Origin of the sequence: Achromobacter sp. 77 (genome assembly GCF_020541125.1) — a bacterium.
GTDB classification, from domain to species: Bacteria; Pseudomonadota; Gammaproteobacteria; order Burkholderiales; family Burkholderiaceae_B; genus Achromobacter; species Achromobacter mucicolens.
In genome coordinates this window covers 1,760,681-1,778,596 of the sequence record NZ_CP059848.1, presented here as the reverse complement: position 1 = coordinate 1,778,596, position 17,916 = coordinate 1,760,681, and the positions used below count along the sequence as shown (strand labels likewise).

17 protein-coding genes are annotated in these 17,916 nt (G+C 67.0%); 6 read left to right on the top strand and 11 right to left on the bottom strand.

Going from position 1 to position 17,916, the window contains the following annotated elements:
- The first annotated feature begins 8 nt into the window (after window positions 1-8).
- The 5 genes from H4P35_RS08250 to H4P35_RS08230 all read left to right on the top strand — a co-directional run bounded on the left by H4P35_RS08250 (window position 9) and on the right by H4P35_RS08230 (window position 5,568).
- A complete protein-coding gene (locus H4P35_RS08250) occupies window positions 9-686 on the top strand; it encodes an amino acid ABC transporter permease (RefSeq protein WP_226848593.1) in 678 nt (225 codons plus the stop codon).
- 136 nt (window positions 687-822) lie between these two features.
- On the top strand, window positions 823-1,497 hold the full coding sequence (locus H4P35_RS08245; protein ID WP_226848592.1) for an amino acid ABC transporter permease: 675 nt from the start codon (window positions 823-825) through the stop codon (window positions 1,495-1,497).
- Between the two features lie 207 nt (window positions 1,498-1,704).
- Window positions 1,705-3,063, top strand: coding sequence for an amino-acid N-acetyltransferase (gene argA / locus H4P35_RS08240; protein ID WP_226848591.1), 1,359 nt, complete (start codon window positions 1,705-1,707; stop codon window positions 3,061-3,063).
- 104 nt (window positions 3,064-3,167) lie between these two features.
- Window positions 3,168-3,440 carry an oxidative damage protection protein gene (locus H4P35_RS08235; protein ID WP_056320154.1) on the top strand — a complete coding sequence of 91 codons (273 nt, stop codon included), beginning with the start codon at window positions 3,168-3,170 and terminating at the stop codon, window positions 3,438-3,440.
- 175 nt (window positions 3,441-3,615) lie between these two features.
- The gene (locus tag H4P35_RS08230) at window positions 3,616-5,568 is read left to right on the top strand and encodes a phosphocholine-specific phospholipase C (RefSeq protein ID WP_226848590.1); all 1,953 of its coding nucleotides are present in this window, start codon (window positions 3,616-3,618) and stop codon (window positions 5,566-5,568) included.
- Between the two features lie 21 nt (window positions 5,569-5,589).
- Here H4P35_RS08230 and phoU read toward each other — a convergent pair whose 3' ends face one another.
- The 5 genes from phoU to rmuC all read right to left on the bottom strand — a co-directional run bounded on the left by phoU (window position 5,590) and on the right by rmuC (window position 11,967).
- Window positions 5,590-6,318: a phosphate signaling complex protein PhoU gene (phoU, locus tag H4P35_RS08225; RefSeq protein WP_056320149.1), complete on the bottom strand. Its 729-nt coding sequence runs from the start codon at window positions 6,316-6,318 to the stop codon at window positions 5,590-5,592.
- Window positions 6,319-6,484: 166 nt separating this feature from the next.
- Window positions 6,485-7,165 carry a ribose-5-phosphate isomerase RpiA gene (rpiA, locus tag H4P35_RS08220; protein ID WP_180099204.1) on the bottom strand — a complete coding sequence of 227 codons (681 nt, stop codon included), beginning with the start codon at window positions 7,163-7,165 and terminating at the stop codon, window positions 6,485-6,487.
- Window positions 7,166-7,204: 39 nt separating this feature from the next.
- On the bottom strand, window positions 7,205-8,884 hold the full coding sequence (locus tag H4P35_RS08215) for an isovaleryl-CoA dehydrogenase (protein ID WP_226848589.1): 1,680 nt from the start codon (window positions 8,882-8,884) through the stop codon (window positions 7,205-7,207).
- A gap of 52 nt (window positions 8,885-8,936) precedes the next feature.
- Complete coding sequence (locus H4P35_RS08210; protein WP_226848588.1) at window positions 8,937-10,505, bottom strand: amidase; 1,569 nt, start codon at window positions 10,503-10,505, stop codon at window positions 8,937-8,939.
- A gap of 79 nt (window positions 10,506-10,584) precedes the next feature.
- Window positions 10,585-11,967 carry a DNA recombination protein RmuC gene (gene rmuC / locus H4P35_RS08205; protein WP_226848587.1) on the bottom strand — a complete coding sequence of 461 codons (1,383 nt, stop codon included), beginning with the start codon at window positions 11,965-11,967 and terminating at the stop codon, window positions 10,585-10,587.
- Window positions 11,968-12,080: 113 nt separating this feature from the next.
- Between rmuC and H4P35_RS08200 the strand changes: the two genes are divergently transcribed.
- Entirely contained in the window at window positions 12,081-12,797 is a 717-nt protein-coding gene (locus H4P35_RS08200; protein WP_174245383.1) for a PhoP regulatory network YrbL family protein, read from the top strand.
- Here H4P35_RS08200 and H4P35_RS08195 read toward each other — a convergent pair.
- From H4P35_RS08195 to H4P35_RS08170, 6 genes are read right to left on the bottom strand one after another with little or no spacing between them, the layout of a single operon-like run.
- A complete protein-coding gene (locus tag H4P35_RS08195) occupies window positions 12,794-13,540 on the bottom strand; it encodes a DNA-3-methyladenine glycosylase (protein WP_226848586.1) in 747 nt (248 codons plus the stop codon). The genes H4P35_RS08200 and H4P35_RS08195 overlap by 4 nt on opposite strands.
- Complete coding sequence (locus tag H4P35_RS08190; RefSeq protein WP_056320131.1) at window positions 13,509-13,865, bottom strand: Spx/MgsR family RNA polymerase-binding regulatory protein; 357 nt, start codon at window positions 13,863-13,865, stop codon at window positions 13,509-13,511. Before H4P35_RS08190 ends, H4P35_RS08195 begins: the two co-directional genes overlap by 32 nt.
- Window positions 13,862-14,671 (bottom strand): ABC transporter permease subunit, encoded by an 810-nt coding sequence (locus H4P35_RS08185; RefSeq protein WP_226848585.1) that lies wholly within the window; start codon window positions 14,669-14,671, stop codon window positions 13,862-13,864. Before H4P35_RS08185 ends, H4P35_RS08190 begins: the two co-directional genes overlap by 4 nt.
- Window positions 14,668-15,579 (bottom strand): ABC transporter permease subunit, encoded by a 912-nt coding sequence (locus H4P35_RS08180; protein ID WP_062838427.1) that lies wholly within the window; start codon window positions 15,577-15,579, stop codon window positions 14,668-14,670. The genes H4P35_RS08185 and H4P35_RS08180 overlap by 4 nt, the downstream gene beginning before the upstream one ends.
- Window positions 15,576-16,703, bottom strand: coding sequence for an ABC transporter ATP-binding protein (locus H4P35_RS08175; protein ID WP_056320123.1), 1,128 nt, complete (start codon window positions 16,701-16,703; stop codon window positions 15,576-15,578). The genes H4P35_RS08180 and H4P35_RS08175 overlap by 4 nt, the downstream gene beginning before the upstream one ends.
- Window positions 16,704-16,708: 5 nt before the next feature.
- Window positions 16,709-17,812 carry a polyamine ABC transporter substrate-binding protein gene (locus H4P35_RS08170; RefSeq protein ID WP_175156866.1) on the bottom strand — a complete coding sequence of 368 codons (1,104 nt, stop codon included), beginning with the start codon at window positions 17,810-17,812 and terminating at the stop codon, window positions 16,709-16,711.
- Window positions 17,813-17,916 lie beyond the last annotated feature (104 nt).

Here is a 17,916-nt window from a genome sequence, read left to right as displayed (position 1 = left end):
AGTTCGCCATGGATCTGAATGCCCTGCTGTTCTCGTTCTTCAATGCGGAAGTCGCCTGGCTCTACCTGCCCGACATCCTGGCCGGCATGTGGGTCACGCTCCAACTGGGCGTGGCCGTGGCCGCGACAGGCGTGGCGCTCGGTCTCGTCCTGGCCGTGGTGCGCGCGCTGCGCATCCGGCCGGTCAATTTCCTGATCATCTGCTTTGCCGACATCCTGCGTGCGCTGCCGCCGCTGGTGGTGATCATGGTGCTGTTCTTCGCGTTCCCGTACATCAACCTGTCGATGTCGGCGTTCATGGCGTGCTGGCTGTCGCTGTCGCTGGTGCTGGCCGCTTTTGCCGAGGAAATCTTCTGGGCGGGCATCCTGTCCGTGCCGCGCGGCCAGGCCGAGGCGGCGCGCTCGACGGGGCTGAACTGGCTGCAGAGCATGGTGTATGTGGTGATGCCGCAGGCCATGCGGCTGACGGTCGCGCCGCTGACCAACCGCGTCATCGCCATCACCAAAAGCACCGCGCTGGGCTCTGTCGTGGGCTTGAGCGAAGTGCTCAACAACGCGCAATCGGCCAGCAGCAATGCGGGCAACGCCACGCCGCTGACCTTGGCCGCGGTGGCGTGCCTGCTGATCTTCCTGCCCGTGGTCGTGCTGGGGCGCTGGACCGAAACGCGCTTCAAATGGAAGCACTGACGGGAAGCACTGACGGGAAGCACTGCGCGAACGCATCTTTACGAATACATACCGGGCAGGAAGCGAGGCTGATCACACCCGCCCGGCACAACAAGGGAGCCCCGAACGGGCCCCAAACGGGCCCCAGGGGAACCGCATGGACGAAATCCTGCAGAATTTCTTCAACCTGAACATCTATGTCAGCGTCGCGCCGTACCTCTTGCAGGGTCTGGGCCGCACGCTGATGCTGTCAGCCATGGTGATTCCCGTGGGGCTGGCCTCGGGGCTGCTCATCGGGGTGCTGTCGGTCACGCTGAAGGCGCGCTGGCCGCGCGTGCTGCTGGCCATCTACATCGACTTCTTTCGCGCGCTGCCGCCGCTGGTGCTGCTGATCTTCATCTACTTCGGTGCGCCGTTCCTGGGGCTGGACCTGCCCAAATTGCTGGCGGTGGCCGTGGGCTTCATGCTGAACAACTCGTCCTACTACGGCGAGGTCTTTCGCGCCGGCCTGGAAAGCGTGCCGCGCGGCCAGATCGAGGCGGCGCGGTCCACCGGCCTGTCGGCCTGGCAAACGATGTGGCACGTTCAGATCCCGCAGGCCACGCGCAATGTCATGCCGGACCTCATCAGCAACACGCTCGAAGTGGTCAAGCTGACCACGCTGGCTAGCGCCGTGGCGCTGCCCGAGCTGCTTCGGGTGGCCCGCGACGCCCAGTCGCTGGTCTACAACCCGTCGCCCATCGTGTTGGCGGCGCTTTTCTACCTGGCGCTGCTGTGGCCGGTGGTGCGGCTGCTCAGCCGGCTGGAACACCGCCAGTTGTCGCGGCATTGACGCGCGCCTTGCGGTCCGCTCGCCTGCCGGGACCGCAAAGCGCGACCGCCTGTGGGGCGCCCGCAACAACGCCTGCCGCGCCCGCCGTGGGCGCGGCAGGCGCGAGCCCTATAATTCCGCCTAGCGCCGCCCCCGGGGCGGTGCTCTGCGCATGGCCCCTCGGCCCGCGCCGTCCCGCGACCCATAGGATCTTAAGCAACACACATCATGCCCGACCTGGAACCAGACACCGTCTCCGCCCTTGAAGCCCCTGAATTCGCCGCCGCGCAATTTGTGCGATGGTTCCGAGACGTGGCCCCCTACGTGCATGCGTTCCGAGGCAAGACCTTCGTGGTGGCGTTTGGCGGCGAACTGGTGCAGGCCGGCGCGCTGAACGCCCTGGTCCAGGATCTGTCCCTGCTCTCGTCGCTGGGCATCCGGCTGGTGCTGGTGCATGGCTCGCGGCCCCAGGTCAACGAGCAGCTGCGCCTGAAAGGCTACACGCAGCAGTTCGACCGGGGCATGTCCCCCACCGACGCCGCCGCGCTTGAGTGCGCCAAGGAAGCCGCCGGCGAGATCCGCCTGGACATCGAGGCCGCGTTCAGCCAGGGGCTGCCCAACACGCCCATGTCGCACGCGCACATCCGCGTCATCTCCGGCAATTTCGTCACCGCGCGTCCGGCGGGCGTGCTGGATGGCGTGGACTACAAGCACACCGGCCAGGTGCGCAAGATCGACGTGGAAGCGCTGAAGTTCGCCATCGAGAAAGGCTCGTCGGTCGTGCTGCTGTCGCCGCTGGGTTTCTCGCCCACGGGCGATGCCTTCAATCTGGCGATGGAAGACCTGGCCACCAGCGTGGCCGTGGGACTGCGCGCCGAAAAGCTGATCTTCCTGTCCAGCTCGCAAGGCGTGCTGAACGACGACGGCACGCTGGACACCGAACTGGCGCGTGTGGATGCCGACGCCCTCCTGGCGGCCGGCGAGCTGGACGAAGAGACCCATTCCTTCCTGCAATACGCCTCGCTCGCGGTCAAGCGCGGCGTGGCGCGCGCCCACCTGCTGCCGTTCCAACTGGACGGCAGCGTGCTGCTCGAGATCTTCACCCACGACGGCGTGGGCACCATGGTCGTCGAGGACACGCTGGACGACCTGCGCCCGGCCACCATCGACGACGTGGGCGCCATCCTCAGCCTCATCGAGCCGCTGGAAGCCGACGGCACGCTGGTGCCGCGCCCGCGCAGCGTGGTCGAGCGCGACGTCGAAAACTTCACCGTGCTGGAACACGACGGCGTCATCTACGGCTGCGCGGCGCTGCACGACTTTCACGAGGAACAGATGGCCGAAATGGCCTGCCTGATCGTGCACCCGGAATGGCAAGGCTCGGGCGAAGGCGAAATCCTGCTGCGCCACATGGAGTCGCGCGCCCGCGCGCTGGGGGCCAAGCGGCTGTTCGTGCTGACCACGCGTACCTCGCACTGGTTCATCAAGCGCGGTTTCGTGCAGGGCGGCATCACCGACCTGCCCCGCGAAAAGCAGACCAACTACAACCGTTCCCGCAACAGCCTGGTCTTCATCAAGAAGCTCTGAGACCGGCCTGCGGGGCCATTGCACCGCCAGCGGAAGGGGTTTGGCGCCCGACGCACGCCAAGCCCGCTAAAATGGCGCGTTATTCATTTTTCCGGCAGCGAACCATGGCCCGTATCGTCAACTGTGTGAAACTGAAGCGTGAAGCCGAAGGACTGGACTACCCGCCCTATCCCGGTGAACTCGGCACCCGCATCTGGCAAAGCATTTCCAAGGAAGCCTGGGAAGACTGGAAAGGCGTGCAGACCCGCCTGGTGAACGAAAACCGCCTGAACCTGGCCGACGCCCGCGCACGCAAGTACCTGCAGCAGCAAATGGAACGCTATCTTTTCGAAGACGGCAGCGTCGAAGCCGACGGCTACGTTCCGCCCTCGGCCTGATCCGGCCCGCCCCCGCCGCGCCCACAGGCGCGCGGCTTGGCAAAGCCCCTCGCATGCGAGGGGCTTTGTTTTTGCGGCACGCCGGCATCCGTCCTGCCCGAGTGTCTTCCGAGCGTCAATCGCACACCGGCCAAGGCCTTAAGATTCAAAGAATGCCGACCGTATTAAAGCTGTCATGAAAGAAGAATCGCGCCCGCCCATCAGTCCCGACCCGTCCCCTGTCATCGCGCGTGCCTTGCAGATCGAACCCGACCGCAAGACCGGCACGCTGCAAGATGTGCGCCACGTCGTGATCCTGATGCAGGAAAACCGGTCCTTCGACCATTACTTCGGCACGCTGCCCGGCGTGCGCGGGTTCGCGGATCCGCATCCCGCGCCCACCCGCGCGGGCACGGTGATGACGCAGACCGATGGCCAGGCGCGATGCCGCCCCTACGATCTGCAGGCTGAGGTTCCCAGCGACAAGCCCGTCGGCTACATCACGCCGCATACCTGGGACGACTCGCAGCGCGCCTGGAACGACGGCCGCATGGACCAATGGCTGTCCGCCAAGAGCCGGCTGGGGCTGGGCGTCTACCGCAGCGCCGACGTGCCGTTTCAGACCGCCCTGGCCAACGCCTTCACGCTGTGCGATGCCTATCACTGCTCGATCCAGGCAGGCACCAATCCGAACCGGCTGTTCCTGTGGACCGGGACGAACGATCCGCTGGGCGCGGCCGGCGGACCCGCGCTGGTCAACACCTTTGACCGGCTGGGCCCCGCGGGCGAAGGCTACGCCTGGACCACGTACCCCGAGCGTCTGCAGGACGCGGGCGTGGACTGGCGCATCTATCAGGACATGGCGGACAACTACAACGACAATCCGCTTGCGGGATTCCGGCAGTACCGGCGGCAACACGAGGACAGCGCCGGCGACGCGCCGCTGCGCGACCGCGCGCTGGCCACCCGCACGCTGGACGACCTGGCGCGCGATGTAGCGCAGGGCACGCTGCCCGCCGTCTCGTGGATCATCGCGCCCACGGCCGACTCGGAGCATCCCGAAGTCTCCTCGCCCCGGCGAGGCGGCGCCTATACCGAGCGGGTGCTGGACATCCTGACGTCCAGTTCCGACACCTGGAGCCGGTGCGTGCTGTTCGTCACCTACGACGAAAACGATTGCTTCTTCGATCACATGCCCCCGCCCGCGCCGCCGGCGCGACCTCCGGACGGCGAGTCGGGCGGCCTGTCGACCGTGGAGCTGGACGGCGAATACCACGACGCGCGGCGGGGTCCCAGCGCGTCCACGGCCGACGATCCGGCGGGCATGCACGGGCGCGCCTTCGGCCTGGGGCCACGCGTGCCGATGCTGGTCGTCTCGCCCTGGAGCCGCGGCGGGTGGGTCAATTCGCAGGTGTTCGACCACACCTCGGTCATCCGATTTCTGGAAATGCGGTTCGGCGTGGCCGAACCCAACATCAGCGCCTGGCGGCGCTCGGTGGCCGGCGACCTGACGACGGCATTCGATTTCGCTGGCGACCGGAATTCGCATCACCCGGACAGCAACCGCCACACCTGTCCCCTGCCCTACACGCTGGAGGCCGTGGGCCAGATGGCGGCCGACGGCGAACACTACCGCCTGACGCTGCGAAATCCGGGCAGCGCGGGCGCCGTGTTGCACGTGTACGATCGGCTCGCGCTGGCGCGCGCGCCCCGGCGCTACACGGTCGGTGCGGGCGCGCGCCTGGACGACGGCTGGAAGCTGGGCGCGGACCGCAGGTACGACCTCTGGCTATTGGGGCCGGACGGCTTTCACCGGCAGTTCCGCGGCGATGCGCGCGATGCGGGCACGCTGGAAGCGCAATTGGTGCCCGTCACCTCGGGCCTGCGCCTGCGGCTCGTGAACCACGGCGGCGAGCCCCAACCGGTGCGGGTGGAATCGCAGATGAACGATGGCTGGCGCGCGATGGCGCACGTGCCCGCGGGCGGCGCGGTCGAGCTCAAGTACGCGGGTTGCGAGGGCTGGTACGACCTGGAAGTCAGTGCGCCGGCCATGCCGGTCTTTGGACGCCGGCTGGCGGGCCGCATCGACGGCGGCAAGTCGGGTGTGCCGGATCCCCGGCTGTGCCAGGGAGCGGCGCTGCCGCTGTAAAGCGGCAGCCGGTCTTGCCGTTTACTGGTCCGAGGTGTCCTCGGATTCTTCTTCGCCGCGCGCCAGGCGCTCGGTGTTCTTCACGCCGGTGTGGCGCACGTCGGCGCCCTTGACCATGTAGATCACGCGTTCGGACATGTTCTTGGCGTGGTCGCCAATGCGTTCGAGCGCGCGCGCGATGAAGATCATGTCGATGGCGCGCGAGATCGTGCGCGGGTCTTCGATCATGTAGGTGATCAGGTGGCGCAGCGCGCCCTTCCATTCCTTGTCGACTTCCTTGTCGCTGCGCACGACGGCGGCGGCCTGGATGGGGTCGAGACGGGCGAACGCGTCAAGCGCCTGGTGCAGCATGTTGCGCACGTTGGCGGCCATGTGGCGCAGTTCGATCACGGGAATGTGGCGCAGTTCGCCTTCGTGAACGCGGCGGGCGACGGTAGCGACCTTCTCGGCCTCGTCGCCGGAGCGTTCCATGTCGGTCAGCATCTTGGACACGGCCATCAGCATGCGCAGGTCGATGGCGGTGGGCTGATGCCGGGCCAGGATGCGGCTGATGCTTTCGTCGATCTCGACTTCGTGGCGGTTGACTTCCTTTTCCCGCTCGCGCACCTTTTCAACCAGTGTCATGTCGCCGCTGGCCAGCGCATCGATCGCCTCCTGGATCATGGCTTCCACCACGCCGCCCATTTGCAAGAATTGCGAACGGACGCTTTCCAGATCGGCGTCGAACTGCTTGTTTGTATGCTCCGTCATCCGGGCTCCCTGCGTGGTTGATCTCATTGCATTGCCCCGAAGTTGAGAGAAGTTACGAGATGGGCCTGCACAACCGGCAAGGTTATGACCCAAGTGTGACAGGATTATGAATGGCGGCCCCGCCCCCCGCAAGGCGGTTCGGCGGGACCAGCCTTGGCCGCCGCAATCAGGCGCGGCGGTCCAGGCGGCGGATGCCGTTCTGGGTGGCCAGCAGGGCCACGTCGGCGCCGGACAACGCAAACAGGCCGCAGGTCACGACGCCCGGCAGGTTGTTGACGATGGCTTCGAACGCGGGCGCGTCCGAGATGGTGAGGCCCGACACGTCCAGGATGATGTTGCCGTTGTCGGTGACAAAGCCGTCGCGCAGGCGGGGCTGGCCGCCCAGCGCGGTCAGCGCGCGGGCCACGGACTCGCGCGCCATCGGGATGACCTCGAGTGGCAGCGGAAACTTGCCCAGCGTCTGCACCAGCTTGGATTCGTCGGCGATGCAGATGAAGCGCTCGGCCACCGAGGCCACGATCTTCTCGCGCGTAAGCGCCCCGCCGCCGCCCTTGATCATGTGCAGGTCGGCGTTGATCTCGTCGGCGCCGTCCACGTAGATGGGCATGGTCGAGACGTCGTTCAGGTCCAGCACGTTGAGGCCATGGCCGGCAAGGCGAGCCGCGCTGCGCTCGGAGCTGGCGACCGTCCCGCCGATGCGGCCCTTGAATCGCGCCAGGCCGTCGATGAACAGGTCGGCGGTGGAACCGGTGCCCACGCCGATGATGACGTCCGGGCCGGCGACCTGTTCGACGAATTCCAGGGCCGCGTCGGCGGCTTGCTGCTTGAGTTCTTGCTGGGAGAGCATGGCGGTAGAAGTGCGGAAAAGTTGCTTGAGCCGGGAAATTTAGCATGCGGCGATGGCGGGCCAGGCGCGCGCCAGGATCGCCGGCGTGGCGACGCCAGATGTATCGTCCCCCGCGCCCAGTTCGCCGAACATGCCGCCCGTCTCCCGCAGGCGGCTGGCGACGAAGGCCTGCGACACGGCGGCGGGCGCGTGCTCGATGAGCAGCGCCGCCTGCCACAGGCGCGCCAGCCCGGCGGCGATGCGGCGCGCGTGGAATTGCGCGTGCTCGCCATCCGCCAACATGGCGCGCCAACGCGCCAGCGCCGCGTCGAAATCCCGGTACTGCCCCGCGGCGCGGGCCAATTCGGCCTCCAGCGCCGGCAGCGCATCGGGTTCGCGTTGCAGCGCCCGCAGCACGTCCAGCGCCATGACGTTGCCCGAGCCTTCCCAGATCGAATTGACGGGCGTTTCGCGGTAAAGGCGCGGCATCGGGCCTTCCTCGACGTAACCGTTGCCGCCCCAGACCTCCATGCACTCGGCCACGGCGGCAACCGCGCGCTTGCAGACCCACAGCTTGGCGGCCGGCGTGCCCACGCGCACCAGCGCGCGCGCGCCCGCGTCGGCGCGCTCGTCCACGGCACGCGCCAGACGCAGCGCCAGGACCATGGCCGCTTCGCTTTCCAGCGCCAGATCGATCAGCACATTGCGCATCAGCGGCTGTTCGACCAGCGGCTTGCCGAAGGCCCGGCGGTGCAGCGCGTGGTGCGCCGACTGCGCCAGCGCCTGGCGCAGGAGCGCCGCGCTGCCCAGCACGCAGTCCAGCCGCGTGGTGCCCGCCATCTCCAGCAGCACCGACAGGCCACGGCCGGGCTCGCCGACCATCACGCCCCAGGCATCCTCGAATTCGACTTCCGAGCTGGCGTTGCTCCAGTTGCCCAGCTTGTCCTTCAACCGCCGCACGCGCACCGCGTTGCGCGGGCCATCCGGGATCCAGCGCGGAACGAAAAAGCAGCTCAGCCCCTCATCGGTCTGCGCCAGGACCAGGTGGGCGTCGGCCTGCGGCACCGAAAAGAACCATTTGTGCCCCACGAGCTGATAGGCGCATCCGCGGCCGGGCGCACCCAGCGGCACGGCGCGCGTGGTGACCGCGCGCAGGTCCGAGCCGCCCTGCTTTTCGGTCATGCCCATGCCGATCAGCGCGCTGCGCTTGGCGGCAAGCGGCGCGTCGCTGCCATCGAACTCCCGCGCATATAGGGCAGGCAGCCATTGGCCGGCAAAGTCCACCACGCCGGCGGGCTCGCGTTGCAGCAGCGGCACGGCGGCAAAGGTCATGGTGGTGGGACATAGCGTGCCGGCCTCGACCTGCCCCTGCATCAGATAGGCAGCCGCGCGCGCCACCTGCGAGCCCGGCGCGGGCTGCATCCACGCGCGGCTATGCAGGCCGCGCGCCATGATGCCGCTCATCAGCACGTTCCAGGCGGGGTGGAATTCGACGCGGTCCACGCGATGGCCGGCCCGGTCGAAGCTGACCAGGCGGGGCGGACAGCGGTTGGCCTCGGCGCCGGCGGCCAGCGTCTGCGCCCGGCCCAACCAGGCGCCGTGCGCGGCAAGATCGCCCGCCCAGGCCTCGGCGCCCTCGCGCCGCACGGCCTCGCGCAGCGCCGGATCGGTGTCGTACAGGGAATAGTCTTCCAGGAGCGGCACCTGGTTGAACACGGTATGCGTCGCAAACGATGACATGCGATCTCCCTGGTTTGGCCGGCCGGCGCGGCGCGGCGGCGCCCGGTGGCAGCTATCGGGCCATGGGCGCCGTCAAGGGCCAGGGCCGCAGCGTTTCGACCTGGGCAGCCAGCTCCAGCAATTGCGCCTCGGCGCCGAGCGGACCCATTACCTGGATACCGATGGGCAGCCCGTCCGCAGACATGCCGAAGGGGATCGAAATGGCGGGCATGCCGGTCAGGTTGGCCAACGGGGCGAATGGCGAATAGCCGATGACGCCCTTCTTGCCCAGACGGTAGGCCAGATAGTCGGCGTTGTCCATGGCGTAGCGCCCGATAGGCGCGGGCGGCAGCGCCAGGACCGGACTGAGGAACAGGTCGTAGCCCTGGGCGCCGTCGCGATGCAGGAAGCGCCCGATGCGGCGGGTGATTTCGTGGCAGGTGTCCACGCAGGCCACGTACTGCGCACCGGAGATCGCGCGGGCGTACTCGCGCGCGCCGAGCGTGGTGGGCTGCAATTCGTCGGCGGCCAGGCGCCGGCCGCGCGCGGCCACAAAGCTGTCGATGGCGTTGGCGGCCGCGCTGGCGATCAGGGGCAGCATCGGCGACAGGACTTCCTCGGAGCCGACGGGCGGCGCGGCGGGCACCAGTTCATGACCCAGCGCGGCGAAGAACGCGGCGGCCTCGTCCAGCGTGGCGGCGACATCGGGATGGATCGCGCCGCCTTCGTAGGTGGTGTTGATGAACGCGATGCGCCGGCGGGGCGCCGCGCGCGGATCGGCGGCAACGCGGGCCACCACGCCACGATAGGATTGCGCGGGCTGGACGGGCGCCGCATAAGGCGCACCCACGTCCGCGCCCGCACTGATGTCCAGCGCCGCCGCGCAATCGCGCACCGACAGCGTCATCATGTGTTCGGTGGCCAGGCCGCCCCACCCTTCTCCTTTCAGCGGACCCAGCGGCATGAGGCCGCGCGAGGGCTTGAGCCCCAGCACGCCGCAGCACGAGGCGGGAATGCGGATCGAGCCGCCGCCATCGCTGCCATGGGCGATGCGCACCATCCCGCTGGCCAGCGCCGCCCCGGCGCCGCCGCTGGAGCCGCCCGCGCTATGACCCTTTTTCCAGGGATTCTGCGTGGCCGGGCCATAGACCGGCGATTCCGTCGTGGGGCTCAGGCCAAGCTCGGCGCTGGTCGTGCGGCCAAACGGAATCAGCCCGGCGCGGCGATAGCGCTTGACGATGTCGGCGTCGAGGTTCCATTGGACCTTGCCGTACAGCACGGACCCCATCATGCTAGGCAGGCCGATGGCGGCTGTGGCCAGGTCCTTGAGCAGGGTGGGCACGCCCAGAAATGGCCGGTCGCGCAGCAGCGCCTGGCGTTGTTCGGACGTCAGCGACGCAAGTTCGGCGTCCATCGCCTCTGCCAGCCGCAAGCCGGCCTCGGGCTGCACGCCGCAGGCGGCGTTGATGGACGGATTGCGCGCCGCGACGCTGTCCACCGCCTGCTGCATGGCAGCCAGCGCCGTGGTGGCGCCCAGGGCGATATCGGCGCCCAGCGCCGTCGCGTCGAGAGAAGAGGAATCATGGCGTTCGGCGATGCTCATGCTGACGATGCTCCAGGTATCGACGGCGAAGTGCCGCATGCATGAGGATATCGGCTGCGAGGGCGGGCAACAAGCACGCGCCGGGGCGGACGGGGCCCCGGACTTCGGTGTTCCCGCCTCAGACGCCGCCGGTGGACGGTGCGCGGGTCTCATCGGTGTCGTCGTCGGGGTCGGCGGCGTCCGCCGCGCTGGCGCCCAGCAGACGCAGGGCATCGGCTTCGGGCAGGGCCTCCACGCCCTTCAGGTTGCGCAGCATGGCGCGCGTGCGGACCTCGGTCTGGCCGATCTTGTTGCTGGCGGTGTCCAGGGTCTTCTTGACGCTGGCCAGCGATTCGCCGAACTTGCCGAACTCTGTCTTGACGGCCCGCAGCACCTGCCAGACCTCGGAGGAACGCTGTTCGATCGCCAGCGTGCGAAATCCCATCTGCAGGCTGTTCAGCAGCGCGGCCAGATTGCTTGGCCCCGCCACGTTGACCCGCAGGTCGTGCAGCTTGTCCAGGAGGCCGGGGCGGCGCAGCACCTCGGCATACAGGCTTTCCGTGGGCAGGAACATGATGGCGAAATCGGTCGTGTGCGGCGGCGCGATGTACTTGCCGGCAATCAGCCGCGCCTGCACTTCGACCGCGCGGCCCAACGCGGCCCCGGCCGCCTTCACGCCTTCGGCGTCGGCCGCTTCCTGCGCATCCATCAGGCGCTCGTACTCTTCCTTGGGAAATTTGGCGTCGATCGGCAGCCAGACGGGATCCCCGCCATCGCCGCGCCCCGGCAGCCGGATGGCGAATTCGACGGCGGCATCGCTGCCCGGCACAGGCTTGACGTTGCTGGCGTACTGATCCGGCGTCATGTTGTCTTCGATCAGGCGCGCCAGTTGCACTTCGCCCCACGTGCCGCGCGACTTCACGTTGGTCAGCACACGCTTGAGGTCGCCGACCCCGGCCGCCAGCGCCTGCATTTCGCCCAACCCCTTGTGCACGGCTTCAAGGCGGTCCGACACCAGCTTGAAGGACTCGCCCAGGCGCTGCTCCAGGGTGGCGTGCAGCTTTTCGTCGACAGTGCGGCGCATTTCATCGAGCTTGGCGCTGTTGTCCGATTGCAGCGACTGCAGCCGTTGATCGACCGTGGCGCGCACTTCCATCAGGCGCCGCTCGTTGATCTGGATGAGGCCCTGCAGTTGCTCCGAGAACCCCGCGGCAAAGCGCGCCAGCGATTCGGCGGACTCGGCGCGGGCGGCCTGCGCATCACGCGACAGCCCCGCGCGCAGGTCGCCATGCGACTGCGCCAGCTCCTGACGCAGCCCGCGCGTGGATTCTGAAAACTCGCTGCGCAGGCCGCGCTGGCCTTCGGCGATGTCGGCGCGCAGCGCGCGCTCGGTTCTTTCCAGGCCTTCCAGCAAAGCCTCAAGGCGGGCGTCCGACGCGGACGGACGCAGCCAGGCCAGCACCGCGGCCACGAAGGCAAGCACCGCGCCACCCGCGGCGACCCAAAGCAGAATGTCGTTCAAGAAAGGGCTCTCCAAAGCGCAAATTGTAGGTCGCATTCTGCCCCCGTTTCCAGCCGGCGCGGCGGGCGCGAAGACGCGGCGGGAGCAACCGGATTAAACTGGCGGCCATCCGAATGAATCGCCCCGCCTCTTTGAACTCTGCCGACCGCCCCGCCAGCACGCCTCCCGTGTCATATCAATCCGTGTTCGGACCGCTGAACCTGGATTCGGCCACGCCGCTCGCGACCGGCGGGGATCGGCACATTTTCCAGCACCCGCACTCCCCGTCCCTGCTCGTCAAGGTCATGGACATGCGCGCGCGGGCGATCTACCTGGAAGCCCGGCCGTTCAAACGCTGGTACAAGCAATATCAGCGCGAAAGCGCCTACCGCGTCTACCTGAACGAGATCTCGGAGTACGTCACCACCACGACTCGTCCCTCCGGCGTGTGGCAGGTGCCCATGGCGCGCATTTTCGGTGTGGCGCAGACCTCGCTTGGGCTGGGCCTGGTTGTCGAAAAGATCACGGACGAGGCGGGCAACATGGCGCCTACCTTGACCGAACTTGCCATGAAGGGTCAGTTTGACGAGGCCCTGCGGGCGCAGCTGGACGAATTCTTCGACGACCTGGCCGACGCGCACGTGGTGGTGCATGACATGTCCAGCAGCAACATCGCGGTGGGCCAGAACGCCGACGGCAAGAAGGGGCTGTACCTGATCGACGGCTTCGGCGTGCTGCCGCTGATCCCGCTGTATGCATGGAGCAAGCGCTTGAACCGCCGGCGCCTGCAGCGCAAGTACGCCGAACTGCGCGAATCGCTTGCCCGGCGCGTCCGCGAAGCCGGCCTCTAACCGCCGGCCGGCGCCTCGGGCAGCACGATGCCCTGCCGGTCCACCCACACATAGTCCTGTCCCGCGCGCTGGCCGCGCCGCAGCGGATTGCGCGTGCAGAAGGCGGCGTAGGCCGGATCCACGAACCGGTAGCTCAGGTGCTCGTCGCGCCCCGTGGGAATGCCCAGGCGCGTGGTGCAGATCAGATACGGCGGGGACTCGCCCACGTCTTCGACGTACAGGGCCTCGGGATCGAAGCGGCGCGCATCCCACTCGGGCACTTTCAGGCCCAGCGACCGGCACAGCAGGGTCTGCCCCGCGCAGAGCGCGCCCAAAGCCCGGGGCCGTCCTTGCGCATCGGGATTGAACTCGCGCATCCGGTCCAGGGCTTCGGGGCCGGACAGCGCGTCGGTCCACGGATAGGCGGACTTGATCAGCACCGCGTTGCCGGGGCCGCCCGCGCTGAAGTTCAGCGAATCGCCCCCGCGGGCGTAATACATGTAGATGGTGCCGCCGTCCATGAACAGGGCGCGGCGCTTGTGGGTGTAGCCCAGCGAGGCATGGCTGCCCCGCTCTTCCAGATAGTAGGCCTCGGTCTCGATGATGCGGGCCGACAGCCACAGGCCGCCGACCCGGTGGCGGATCACCTTGCCGGGCAACTCGCGCGCAAGCTGGGCTGCATCGCGGTCGAAGAAGGGGTCCGGCAGGGCCCGGCCGGGCCCGCCCCCGGCCTCAGGCGAAACGTTCGCCGTAGCGCTTTTCACTGAAACCAACACTCACCTCGCCATCCGGCGTGACCGTCACCGGACGGCGCACCAACGCCGGGTATTCGGCGATCAGCTTGGTCCACTGGGCGTCGGTGTGCGCGGTCTTGCGGTCTTCGGGCAAATTGCGCCACGTCATCGAGGCGCGGTTGACCAGCTTTTCCCAGCCGCCGACCTGCTCGGCCCAGGATTTGAGCGTCGCGGCCGCCACCGGATTGTCGCGATAGTCGACGAAGGCGTGGTCGACGCCGTGTTCGGTAAGCCAGTCGCGCGCCTTCACGCACGTGCTGCACTTGGTCAGGCCATACAGGGTGGTTTGCGTCATTTGGATTCGGACTCCTTGCGCCATTGCATGCGGTTGGCGAGGATCACGCACGTGCCCACCGCCAGGATGAACAGGGTGGCCAGCGCGTTGATCTCGGGCTTCAGGCCCAGCCGCACCCGGGAGAAGACCTCCATGGGCAGCGTGCTGGAACCGGGGCCGGACAGGAACGACGCGATGACGACGTCGTCCAGCGACAGCGTGAAGGCGAGCAGCCAGGCCGACGCCAGCGCGGGCGCGATGAGCGGCAGCGTGATCTTGAAGAACACCGTGATCGGGGTGGCGCCCAGATCCAGCGCGGCCTCTTCCAGCGAGCTGTCCAGGTCGCGGATGCGGGTCTGGATGACGACAGCCACGAACGCCATGCACAGCGTCACATGCCCCACCCAGATCGTGAACATGCCGTTCTGCTCGGGCCAGCCCAGCGCGCCGCGCACTTCGACGAACATCAGGAGCAGCGAGATGCCCAGCACGACCTCGGGGATCACCAGCGGCGCGCTCAGCATGCCGACGTAGAGCGCAAAGCCGCGAAAGCGCCCCATGCGGCCCAGCACGTAGCCGGCCCAGGTGCCGATGACGACCGCCGCGGTGGCCGTCAGCACGGCAATGCGGAACGACAGCCAGGCGGCGCGCAACAGCGCGTCGTCGTTGGCCAGCGAGTGATACCAGCGCAGCGAGAACCCCGTCCACGACGTGACGGACGGCGACTCGTTGAACGAAAACACCATCAGGCTGATGATGGGCACGTACAGAAAGAAGTAGCCCAGCCCCAGCACCACGGCGCGCAGCGTCTTGTTCGGACCGTTCATTTGCGGCCTCCCCCCTGCTGCTTGACCTGGCTGTACTGGAAGTACACCAGCGGCACGAGCAGCAGCAACACCATCACGCACGTCACGGCCGACGCCATCGGCCAGTCGGCGTTGTTGAAGAATTCATTCCACATCACGCGGCCGATCATCAGCGTATTGGCCCCGCCCAGCATTTCCGGGATCACGTATTCGCCGACGGCCGGGATGAACACGAGCATGGCGCCCGCGATCACGCCCTGGCGGGACATCGGGACCGTGATCTGCCAGAACGCCTGCCAGGGTTTGGCACCCAGGTCATAGGCGGCCTCCAGGAGACGCAGGTCCATCTTCACCAGCGTCGCGTACAGCGGCAGGATGAAGAACGGCAGATAGGCGTAGACCATGCCGATGTACACGGCCAGGTCGGTGCGGTAGATCTCGAGCGGACTGGAGATCAGGCCCAGGCTCTGCAGCAGGTTGTTGAGCAGGCCGTCGTTGCGCAGGATGCCCACCCAGGCATACACGCGCAGCAGCAGCGAAGTCCAGAACGGCAGGATCACCGCCAGCAGCAGCAGGTTGCGCACGCGCGCCGACGAACGGGCAATGTAGTACGCGATGGGATAGCCGATCAGCACGCAGACCAGCGTGGTGATGCCGGCGATCTTGACCGAGCTGAGGTACGTGCGGAAATACTGGTTTTCCGTGAACAGCAGGATGTAGCCGCGCAGGTGCAGGCTGAACTGGATCGCCTCGTCCTGGAACTGCGCCAGCGACGTATACGGCGGGATGCCGAACTTCATTTCGGCAAAGCTGATCTTCAGCACCAGCAGGAACGGCACCAGCAGAAACAGCACCAGCCAGGCGAACGGCGGCACCACCGCCAGTGCCCGGCCCGACGGGAGCCAGTCGCGGGGCGAAAAACGGATCATGACGCAAGCACCGTCGCGCTGTCGGCGTCCCAGCTGACGAAGATTTCTTCGTCGATGCCCGGCGCATCCATCTGGGCAAGAAGCCGGCTGGGCACGCTGGCCTCGACCGTCTTGCCGGAATCCAGGCGGATCTGATAGAGGGCATAGCTGCCCATCCAGGCCATGTGGCTGACCATGCCGTGCGCCCAGTTGTAATCGCCATCGGGCTGCTCGCGGGACACCAAGAGGCGCTCGGGGCGGATGGACACGTGCACTTCCATGCCCAGCGGCTCGCTCACGCCGTGGTTCACGTAAAGCGGACGGGTCAGCTCGGCGCATTCGATGGCCACGTGGTCGGGCTCGTCGACCACGATGGTGCCGGTGAACATGTTGGTCGACCCGATGAAGCTGGCGACAAAGCGCGAGTTCGGGAACGCGTAGACGTCCTGGGGCGTGCCGCACTGGACGATCTGGCCTTCGGTCATGACGGCCAGGCGGTGCGCCATGGTCATGGCTTCTTCCTGGTCGTGGGTGACCATGATGCAGGTCACGCCGACCTGCTCGAGGATCTTCACGAGTTCGATCTGCGTCTTCTGGCGGATCTGCTTGTCCAGCGCCGACATGGGCTCGTCCAGCAGCAGCAGCTTGGGACGCTTGACCAGGCTGCGCGCCAGCGCCACGCGCTGCTGCTGCCCGCCCGAGAGCTGGTTGGGCTTGCGGCGCGAATAGCCCGCCATCTGCACCAGGTCCAGGGCCTCGAACACGCGGTCATGGATTTCCGCGCGGTCCACGCCTTCCTGCTTCAGGCCAAAGGCCACATTGGCCTCGACCGTCATGTGCGGGAACAGCGCGTACGACTGGAACATCATGTTCACGGGCCGGCGGTACGGCGGCACGCTGGTGATGTCCTCGCCGTCCAGCAGGATCTGGCCCGACGTGGCTTCCTCGAAGCCCGCCAGCATGCGCAGCAAGGTGGACTTGCCGCTGCCCGAGCTGCCCAGCAGCGCGAAGATTTCATTGCGCTTGACGGACAGGTTGACCGAGCGCACGGCCACCACGTCGCCAAAGATCTTTACCACGTCGGAAACCCGGACGAACTCGTCCGGGTCCGCCGCGTGCTGCGCCGAGTAACGGCTATCGTTCATGATGACTAATTTCCCAACTTCAGCTCGGACCACAACTTGTTCTGCAGACGTGAAATGTTCAAGGGCAGCGCCTTGATCACGTACAGGGTCTTGGAGACGTCGGCGGGCGGGTAGATCATGGGATTCTCAGCCACATCCTTGTTCACGTACTGCCGCGCCTCTTTGTTGGCGTTGGGATAGAACATGGTGTTGGTGATGGCCGCATGGACCTTCGGCGTTTCGATGTAGTTGATGAAGGCCAGCGCCTCTTCGGGATGCGGCGCATCCTTGGGGATGACCATCAGGTCGAACCACGCCGGCGCGCCGCCCTTGGGAATGAAGTAGTTCACTTCATAGGGCTTCTTGGCGTCCTGCGCGCGCTTGCGGGCGATCATGACGTCGCCGGAAAAGCCGTAGACCATGCACAGGTCGCCCACGGCCAGCTCGTCGATGTAGCCCGACGAACTGAACTGCCGGATATACGGGCGGATCTTCTTCAGCACTTCCATCGCGGCCTGGTAGTCGGCGGCGTTGGTGCTGTTGGGGTCCTTGCCCAGGTACTTGAGCACGGCCGGGAAGACCTGCGCGGCTTCGTCCAGCATCGAGATGCCGCACTCCTTGAGCTTGGCGGCGTTCTCGGGCTTGAAGATCATGTCCCAGCTGGCCAGGTCCACGTCATCTCCCATGATCTGCTTGACCTTGGTGACGTTGTAGCCCAGGCCGTTGGTGCCGTAGCCCCACGGAATGGCGTGTTCGTTGCCGGGATCGACCGTGGCGACCAGCGCCATGATTTCGGGATCCAGGTACTTCCAGTTGGGGATCTTGGACTTGTCCAGCTTCTGGAACAGGCCGGCTTCGATCTGGCGCGAGGCGTAATGGGTGGACGGGACAACGACGTCGTAACCCGACTTGCCGGCCAGCAGCTTGGCCTGCAAGGCGTCGTTGCTGTCATAGACGTCATAGCGGACCTTGATGCCGGTTTCCTTCTCGAAACCCGGGATCGTGTCCGGGGCCGTGTATTCGGCCCAGTTGTAGACGTTGACGACCTTGTTCTGCGCCACCGCCGCCGATGTAGCTGCCGCAGCCAGCACCGCGCCGAGCGCCCAGCGCATTCCCGCCTTCAGTTCCATTATGTCCAGCCCCCTTGCTCTATGCCGTTTATGACAGGAGTACCAAAAGGCGAAATGATAAAGCCTTTTAGCGCTGACCTGCCCAACTTTGGCGGGTAATTGGC

Excerpts from the sequence above, each read along its gene's own strand:
- H4P35_RS08250 (WP_226848593.1), top strand. The coding sequence starts at position 9 with ATGGATCTGAATGCCCTGCTGTTCTCGTTCTTCAATGCGGAAGTCGCC.
- H4P35_RS08245 (WP_226848592.1), top strand. The coding sequence starts at position 823 with ATGGACGAAATCCTGCAGAATTTCTTCAACCTGAACATCTATGTCAGC.
- argA (WP_226848591.1), top strand. The coding sequence starts at position 1,705 with ATGCCCGACCTGGAACCAGACACCGTCTCCGCCCTTGAAGCCCCTGAA.
- H4P35_RS08235 (WP_056320154.1), top strand. The coding sequence starts at position 3,168 with ATGGCCCGTATCGTCAACTGTGTGAAACTGAAGCGTGAAGCCGAAGGA.
- H4P35_RS08230 (WP_226848590.1), top strand. The coding sequence starts at position 3,616 with ATGAAAGAAGAATCGCGCCCGCCCATCAGTCCCGACCCGTCCCCTGTC.
- phoU (WP_056320149.1), bottom strand. The coding sequence starts at position 6,318 with ATGACGGAGCATACAAACAAGCAGTTCGACGCCGATCTGGAAAGCGTC.
- rpiA (WP_180099204.1), bottom strand. The coding sequence starts at position 7,165 with ATGCTCTCCCAGCAAGAACTCAAGCAGCAAGCCGCCGACGCGGCCCTG.
- H4P35_RS08215 (WP_226848589.1), bottom strand. The coding sequence starts at position 8,884 with ATGTCATCGTTTGCGACGCATACCGTGTTCAACCAGGTGCCGCTCCTG.
- H4P35_RS08210 (WP_226848588.1), bottom strand. The coding sequence starts at position 10,505 with ATGCGGCACTTCGCCGTCGATACCTGGAGCATCGTCAGCATGAGCATC.
- H4P35_RS08200 (WP_174245383.1), top strand. The coding sequence starts at position 12,081 with ATGAATCGCCCCGCCTCTTTGAACTCTGCCGACCGCCCCGCCAGCACG.
- H4P35_RS08190 (WP_056320131.1), bottom strand. The coding sequence starts at position 13,865 with ATGACGCAAACCACCCTGTATGGCCTGACCAAGTGCAGCACGTGCGTG.
- H4P35_RS08185 (WP_226848585.1), bottom strand. The coding sequence starts at position 14,671 with ATGAACGGTCCGAACAAGACGCTGCGCGCCGTGGTGCTGGGGCTGGGC.
- H4P35_RS08180 (WP_062838427.1), bottom strand. The coding sequence starts at position 15,579 with ATGATCCGTTTTTCGCCCCGCGACTGGCTCCCGTCGGGCCGGGCACTG.
- H4P35_RS08175 (WP_056320123.1), bottom strand. The coding sequence starts at position 16,703 with ATGAACGATAGCCGTTACTCGGCGCAGCACGCGGCGGACCCGGACGAG.
- H4P35_RS08170 (WP_175156866.1), bottom strand. The coding sequence starts at position 17,812 with ATGGAACTGAAGGCGGGAATGCGCTGGGCGCTCGGCGCGGTGCTGGCT.